The 7,089-nt window shown below is 58.3% G+C and carries 5 protein-coding genes, 1 tRNA gene and 1 rRNA gene; 3 read left to right on the forward strand and 4 right to left on the reverse strand.

Annotated elements, in window-relative coordinates; translation table 11 throughout:
• Positions 1 to 85: 85 nt before the first annotated feature.
• On the reverse strand, positions 86 to 1,474 hold the full coding sequence (gene clcA, locus AB5Y84_RS18465) for a H(+)/Cl(-) exchange transporter ClcA (protein WP_033136489.1): 1,389 nt from the start codon (positions 1,472 to 1,474) through the stop codon (positions 86 to 88).
• A 244-nt stretch (positions 1,475 to 1,718) separates the two neighbouring features.
• On the opposite strand from clcA, the gene hemL reads away from it, so the two are divergent.
• Together hemL and AB5Y84_RS18475 are read left to right on the forward strand one after the other, a co-directional pair.
• Positions 1,719 to 3,005, forward strand: a complete 1,287-nt coding sequence (hemL, locus tag AB5Y84_RS18470; RefSeq protein ID WP_368177535.1) for a glutamate-1-semialdehyde 2,1-aminomutase — start codon at positions 1,719 to 1,721, stop codon at positions 3,003 to 3,005.
• Between the two features lie 218 nt (positions 3,006 to 3,223).
• Positions 3,224 to 4,039, forward strand: coding sequence for a hypothetical protein (locus tag AB5Y84_RS18475; RefSeq protein ID WP_236376594.1), 816 nt, complete (start codon positions 3,224 to 3,226; stop codon positions 4,037 to 4,039).
• Here AB5Y84_RS18475 and AB5Y84_RS18480 read toward each other — a convergent pair.
• Together AB5Y84_RS18480 and AB5Y84_RS18485 are read right to left on the reverse strand one after the other, a co-directional pair.
• A complete protein-coding gene (locus AB5Y84_RS18480) occupies positions 3,954 to 4,856 on the reverse strand; it encodes a sulfite exporter TauE/SafE family protein (RefSeq protein WP_064338862.1) in 903 nt (300 codons plus the stop codon). The genes AB5Y84_RS18475 and AB5Y84_RS18480 overlap by 86 nt on opposite strands.
• Positions 4,857 to 5,152: 296 nt before the next feature.
• Positions 5,153 to 5,902 carry a DsbA family protein gene (locus AB5Y84_RS18485; RefSeq protein ID WP_368177536.1) on the reverse strand — a complete coding sequence of 250 codons (750 nt, stop codon included), beginning with the start codon at positions 5,900 to 5,902 and terminating at the stop codon, positions 5,153 to 5,155.
• Between the two features lie 197 nt (positions 5,903 to 6,099).
• On the opposite strand from AB5Y84_RS18485, the gene AB5Y84_RS18490 reads away from it, so the two are divergent.
• Positions 6,100 to 6,187: transfer RNA gene (locus AB5Y84_RS18490), tRNA-Ser, on the forward strand.
• A gap of 609 nt (positions 6,188 to 6,796) precedes the next feature.
• Here AB5Y84_RS18490 and rrf read toward each other — a convergent pair.
• Positions 6,797 to 6,911: ribosomal RNA gene (gene rrf / locus AB5Y84_RS18495) — 5S ribosomal RNA — on the reverse strand.
• Between the last annotated feature and the right edge of the window lie 178 nt (positions 6,912 to 7,089).

Consider the following 7,089-nt stretch of genomic DNA (forward strand, 5'->3'; position numbering starts at 1 on the left):
TCATCCCGTTATCACGCCATTTACGGCAGCGCCTCTCCCTTCACTATACCGCCCTGACCGGGGCCAAAGGCGATAAAGGGAAAAATTAACTGGCCGTGGCGCTGCCATCACCCCGCTTTTGACGCGCGGCGAGCCGTAAAGTTCGCTCCAGGATCTGGGAATAGATGGGCCGGCCACCCAGCCACTGGGCAACCAGAGTCGCACCGACCGTGGTGATCATCATCGGCAAAATCAGCTGATAGTTGTCGGTCATCTCGGTGACCAGCACGATACCGGTGATGGGGGCACGCACGGTGGCAGCAAACAGCGCCCCCATTCCGGCGATGGCAAAGGCGCCGGGCTCGATGCCAAGCTCGGGAAACGCCGCATGAAACAGATGGCCAAACACAACGCCAAACAGGGTGCCCAACGCCAGGGTCGGCGCAAACACCCCGCCCGGGGCACCGGAGCAGAAGCAGATGAGGGTCGCGACCAGCCGCACCGAAAAGATGAGGAACAGGGTCGCCATCGCATACTCATCCCCCATCAGATGGGGAATAAGCTCGGTGCCGCCCCCCGTCACCGCGGGAGCAAACAGCGACAGCACGCCAAACGTTCCGGCGACCAGCATGCCGATGGCCACAAAACGGTGGCGCTTGTTCTGGTGCAACGCCAGATAGCCATCCTGACAGGCCAGCACCAACTTGTTGAAGACAAAACCGAGCACCCCGAAGGTGGCTCCCATAAAAAGGAACAGCCAGAGCGCCTTGAGGGCTGGCGCATCGTAGTGAGGCAAGGTGATCACCGCCCCCTGCCCTTTCATGTTCTGCAACATCAAGGTCGCCATGATGGCGGAGATCCCCACCGCCTTGATGGCCAGAAAGGAGTAGCGAAACTGCGGTCGCATCTCCTCCATCACAAACAGGATGCCCGCCAGCGGCGCATTGAAGGCTGCCGCCAGACCGCCCGCCGCACCGGCGGCCAGCAGGGCATGGCCATGCTCCTTGGGCAGCCGGAAGATATCCGCCACCATCTTGCCGAGGTTGCCGCCGATCTGTACCGAAGGCCCCTCCCGCCCCAGCACCATACCGGAGCTCAGGGTGCAGATGCCGCCGAAGAACTTGACCGGCAACACTCGCCACCACCGCACCGGGCGCAGATCGTCCATCGCCCCCTCGATCTCGGGAATGCCAGAACCACCCGCTTCCGGGGCAAAGGTATGAGTGAGGAAGTAACCGACAAATCCCAGCAAGGCGCTGAAGCCAAAGCCAAGCAGACCGAGCTGCCACCAGGGACGGTCGGCCAGCAAGGCGATGCGTTGTTCTGCCAGCCAGTGGACACCCGATTCGAACAGACCGCACACCAGCCCGGCCAGTGTACCGACCAGCGCCGCCAGCAGCAGAACCAGCAAGGGCATCTTGTCTTGCCGGATAATACGGGAAAGCGGCCCCCGCGAAGAGGTATCGGCTTCAGAGGAGAGAGCTTGTTGCGCCATCTTGTTACACCAACTTGGAAAAACCATATCGTCAGCTAGCTGAGATCAGGATCACCCGGCGCGTTGGTCGGCTGCCCAGGGCTGGGGCTTTCTGCTATAGTCGGCCCGTTAAATTTTTGTCACGGGAGCAGACCGAGAGTCCGGGTGGCGAGAGCGCAAAGCATACTCCTGATGCTCCGGCCTGCCGAGTCTCAATCGGCTGCAATCCCTTGTGTGACGACCAAAATCCCATTAAGGATGATCCATGTCAAAATCAGATCAGCTGTTTGAACAGGCCCGCCAGACCATTCCGGGTGGCGTCAACTCACCGGTCCGCGCCTTCAATGGGGTCGGCGGCACGCCCCGCTTCATCGATCACGCCGATGGCGCCTATCTCTATGATGTGGATGGTCAGGCCTACGTGGATTACATCGGCTCCTGGGGCCCCATGCTGCTGGGTCACAACCACCCCGCCATCAAAGCCGCCGTCATCAAGGCCGTTGAGAAAGGGCTGAGCTACGGTACGCCGACCGAGATCGAAGTGTTGATGGCCGAGAAAGTGCGCCAGATCGTCCCCTCCATGGAGCAGGTTCGGATGGTCAACTCCGGCACCGAAGCCACCATGAGCGCCATCCGTCTGGCCCGCGGCTACACCGGCCGCGACAAGATCGTCAAATTCGAGGGCTGCTACCACGGCCACGCCGACTCCCTGCTGGTCAAGGCCGGTTCCGGCGCCCTGACCCTGGGTCAACCCAACAGCCCGGGCGTTCCAGCCGATTTCGCCAAACACACCCTGACCTGCGTCTTCAACGATCTGGATTCGGTGCGTGAAGCCTTCACCCAGTACGGCAGCGAGATCGCCTGTATCATCGTCGAGCCGGTCGCAGGCAACATGAACTGCATCCCACCGGTCCCCGGCTTCCTGGAAGGGCTGCGCGCCATCTGTGACGAGTTCGGTGCCCTGCTGATCCTGGACGAGGTGATGACCGGCTTCCGCGTCTCCCTGCGCGGTGCCCAGGGCCACTACAACATCGAGCCCGACCTCACCACCCTCGGCAAGATCATCGGTGCCGGCATGCCTGTGGGCGCCTTCGGCGGCAAGAAGAAGGTGATGCAATACATTGCACCGACCGGCCCTGTCTATCAGGCGGGTACTCTCTCCGGCAACCCGGTGGCCATGGCGGCCGGTCTGACCATGCTGGATCTGCTGCTGGAGCCGGGTCTCTATGAGCAGCTGAGCGCCAAGACGGCTCGTGTTGCCGAGGGACTGAAAGCGGCCGCAGCCAAGCACGGCATCCCGCTCGCCATCAACTATGTGGGCGGCATGTTCGGCTTCTTCTTCACCGACGAGCCCGAAATCACCCGCTACGAGCAGGTCACTCGCTGCGACATGGAACGCTTCAAGCGCTTCTATCATCTGATGCTGGAAGAGGGCGTCTATCTGGCGCCGAGCGCCTACGAGGCGGGCTTCCTGTCACTGGCTCACGGCGACAAGGAGATCGAACATACCCTGGCTGCCGCCGAGCGCAGCTTCGCCAAGCTGGCTGGCTAAATCGCCGCAGGTTGTCGCAGAAGGGCCCGTCACGGGCCCTTTTCTATCGCAGTACCTTCATCACCACACAGCTCTTCGATACGCCCAGTTATGGTGCATTCCCCCCTCATCATCCGTCGTTTTGTCATCCTCTGGTGCAACTTGCCCTGCCATCCCTGTCATAAAGCAGGCCCACTATTTGCACATTCACCACAAGAGCCCACGTCACCGAGGTCCATATGGCAGAGATGAGCCCCATCGATGTGCTGCGGCGCTATCAGGAGTATCAGGAGGAGTTGACCCCGCTACTGCAGGGGCTGCTCAGCGCCCCCCTTGTTTCGCTCAAGGGGTATCCCTTTGTGGTCAGCATTGACCACTATCAGGGGCCGATGTGCATCCAGCCTGCGGCACCGGCCGCCCATAACCGGCTGCACCTTATCGTCCAGGGGCAAGGACGAGAGATCACCGTCTGTCTGAATCAGCTGATTGGCTGGTTGATGGGGGACAGGGAGCGCCGCCGCGCCATGCCCTGGTTCAAGGCGATCTATGTGGTGCTCAGCATGGCGCTGTTTTTGATCGTCGCGACGCTCATCTGGCACGGGCTGGAGCAGCTTTACCAGCTATTGTGCGGCGAGCAGCAGAACCAGCTCGGCGCCTTTAGCGCCATCATCTTCCTGACGCTGGCACTGGCGGTGTTCGATTTGGGCAAGACCATTCTGGAAGAGGAGGTACTGCTGCATAAGGATATCTTCCGCCACAGCGCCATTCGCCGCACCATCACCCGCTTTATCGCCGCCATTCTGATCGCGGTCTCCATCGAGGGGCTGTTGCTGCTGTTCAAAGGCTCGCTCGGCCAGAGCGAGCTGCTCTGGCCAGCGGTCGGAGTGATGGGGTGTGCGGTGGGTTTGCTGCTGGCGCTTGGCCTCTATGTCTTTCTGGGAGCCAAGGCCGAAGCGGCACTGGTACAGGCTAGCCTGCGCTCTCCACCGTCAGCTGCACAGGGGAGCGACGCGCCGCCCGCCAGGAGGCGTACATGGTCCAGGAGGTATAGATGACGATAAAGGCAACCAGCCACTTCAGCATCTCCATATCCATGGATTTGACCAGCATGGCGGCCAGCACCACACCGATGGGACCGAAGATGGCTACCGCCAGCACCGCCTTGGCATCAAACGCCCCTTTGCGGATAAAGGTGCCTGCGGAGAAGACGCTAAGCACGGCGGTGGAGCCCATCATGATGGGAAACGCCGCCAGCGGGTTCATCCCCAGCAGATAAACCAGCGTCATGCAGGGAGCAAACAGGCCGATACCGACATTCATCAGCACCCCGAAGATGAAATTGCCAAGCAGGGCGATCGCCAGCTTGTAGCCGCTGAGCCCCATCGCATCGCCGCCTACAGGGAAAAGCCCCAGCAGACCGGCAAAGATAAGCCCTGCAACGACCAGTAAGGAAATGGCCATCACCAACCGGATGGTCTGCCGATCAAACGAGGCCACATGACGAGCGCCCCAGGCCGCGCCCGCTGCGGCGGCCATCATCATGCTGATCAGCGTCAGCGGCTCCACTGCGACTGCACCGACGAAGATCAGCGACTGAGTCACGGTCGGCAGCACGCACTGCCCATTGAGGGTACCCGGCAGTACCCGATCATCGATCAGCTTGAACTGCTTGTAGCAGGCGGTCTTTACCGCAAAGCTGCCCACCCCCAGGGTATCGAGGAAGTTGGCAACCCCACCGATCAACGCCACCGGCCAGAAGGGTGTCGCCTCAAAGGATCCACTCTGCTTCTTCCGCCAGCAGGCTTGCACCAGCATAAAGATGAATACGAGGCCTCCAGCTATAAAAACCAGCCGTAAAATATCAACTAACATAGGGGTTTCTCCTGCAACGGGCGGCGATTCTAAGGCAAGCAGCAGAAAAAATCTTGACCGGAATTAAGCAATGCTCATGACACACCTCTGCGAGGCGAAATATTTATCAATCGACTCCGAACGACTCTGCTAATACTTGTTACTGAGGCCAACAGGCCGGGTCCTGAGCACGTTGTTATGGTCCTTTCGCGACGACCACTTGTGCCAAAGGACATAATAAAAAAGAGGGCCGGTAGTAATACCGACCCTCTTTCTGTATCTGGCCGGGGCGCTGGGCCCTCGACCATGACAACCGCTTATTGAATGCTCTTGCCGGCACGCACGTCCTTGATAAACCCCTTCAGGCTGGCCAGATCACGGGGAGCACCGCGCAGGATCTGATCACCGATGATGAAGGCCGGGGTACCGGAGATACCGAGCGCTTCAGCCAGCGCACGGTTGGTACCGAGGTTCTGGTCAATGCTGCCATCCTTGATCTTCGCTTCCACCTTGCTCCAGTCCACACCGGCCGCCACTGCCAACTGCTTGACCTGTGCTTCATCAGCGAGCGGGCCCTGATGGCTATAGAGCTTCTCGTGGAACGACTGGTACTTGTCAGGCTGACCCAGCTGGACCGCCAGCGCAGCACGAGCTGCGAAGTAGGAGGACTCGCTCAGAATGGGGAACTGCTTGTAGATGTACCGGATGTCTTTATCTTCCGACATCAGCTGCTTGACCAGCGGATGGGCCCGCTTGCAGTAACCGCAGTTGTAATCGAAAAACTCCACAATGGTCAGAGATGCCTTCGGATTCCCCATCTCGGGATCCTGATTGGCATAAAGCTGCTTGGAGTGAGCCTTGATCAGCGCCTTGTCACTCTCGGCCTGCTGGCTCTCCTGCTTGACACGCAGGGCATTGGACATCTCGACCAGGATTTCGGGGTTCTTGACCAGATAGTCGTGAACGATTTGCTCGACATCGCTTTTGGTAAGCTCGCTTGCATGTACCGGCGTCGCCAGCAGGGTCACACCAGCCAGCGTGCAAAACAGGGCATTTTTAATAGTCATAACGTTATCTTGCAGAGGATATGATAGAGGCCACTATAGTGGTTGAGTCTGTTTTCAAGTCAAGCTATCTGGCCAAAAAAGCGCTTGATGAGCCCTGATTGCCACTTTTTCATGTCGTTTCGCGCAATTAACCAGCAATCGAACCGGACGGGGATTTACAAGCTGGAGCAGCATGGTAATATTTGCCGCACTGCTGCGGAGGGGTGGCAGAGCGGCTGAATGCACCGGTCTTGAAAACCGGCGATGGGCGACCATCCGTGGGTTCAAATCCCACCTCCTCCGCCATTCATACCGAGCCCATGCAACCATGTTGCGTGGGCTTTTTATTTGCCTGCGATTTGCCACTCCTCATAGATCTCAACACATTAGTCTTCTTCAACACCTTTCTTGATCTTCTCACCTGTGGGCTCAACAGCTTCCACAAGATCACCTATCAACATCGAACCTCTGCGCTCCTGCGGGTATCCCTTCCAATTTCCCTATTACCCCAAACCCAACGCTGCGCCCCCTGTACCTGCGTGTTAGCACAGCCAACACACTCTCTGGCATAACGTCAGTGGGCGACTAACAAAATCTTGGACAAGCAGAGGGCTCAAAAAGAAAGACTTCAGCTAACACAGGACGCAGATGCCCAGGAAAGATCGCAAGCAAGAGATCGTGGCGTACAGGCGAGCATAGGATTCGTGGGTCATGACTACGCCAGAGCCGCCATACAGAGCGACAGCGGTTCAAGAGTACCAAGCGGAACATCAGGCTATTTGTGGAACCAGAAAGCAGCGGCGAGTAACAATAAGAACAGAGGAGAAGAGATAAGATGGGTCAATTATCAGGCGACTTACTGAATTGCAGCCAATAAAAAACCCCGCTCGATGAGCGGGGTTTCTTGTATTGGGTGCCTGGCAGTGTCCTACTCTCGCATGGCGAATGCCACACTACCATCGGCGCTACCGCGTTTCACTTCTGAGTTCGGCATGGGATCAGGTGGTTCCACGGCGCTATGGCCGCCAGGCAAATTCTTAATCTAGAAAGCTGACGTGAATAACGATTTGCCTGTTGGCTTCGCTATCACTGAATTAGTTAGTAGTTCGCTTGGTATTTGCTACAAGCCTTAGAACACTTCTTGGGTGTTGTATGGTTAAGCCTCACGGGTAATTAGTATGGGTTAGCTCAACACATCACTGCGCTTA

The sequence above is a fragment of the Aeromonas sp. s11 genome, from assembly GCF_040907945.1.
GTDB classification, from domain to species: Bacteria; Pseudomonadota; Gammaproteobacteria; order Enterobacterales; family Aeromonadaceae; genus Aeromonas; species Aeromonas veronii.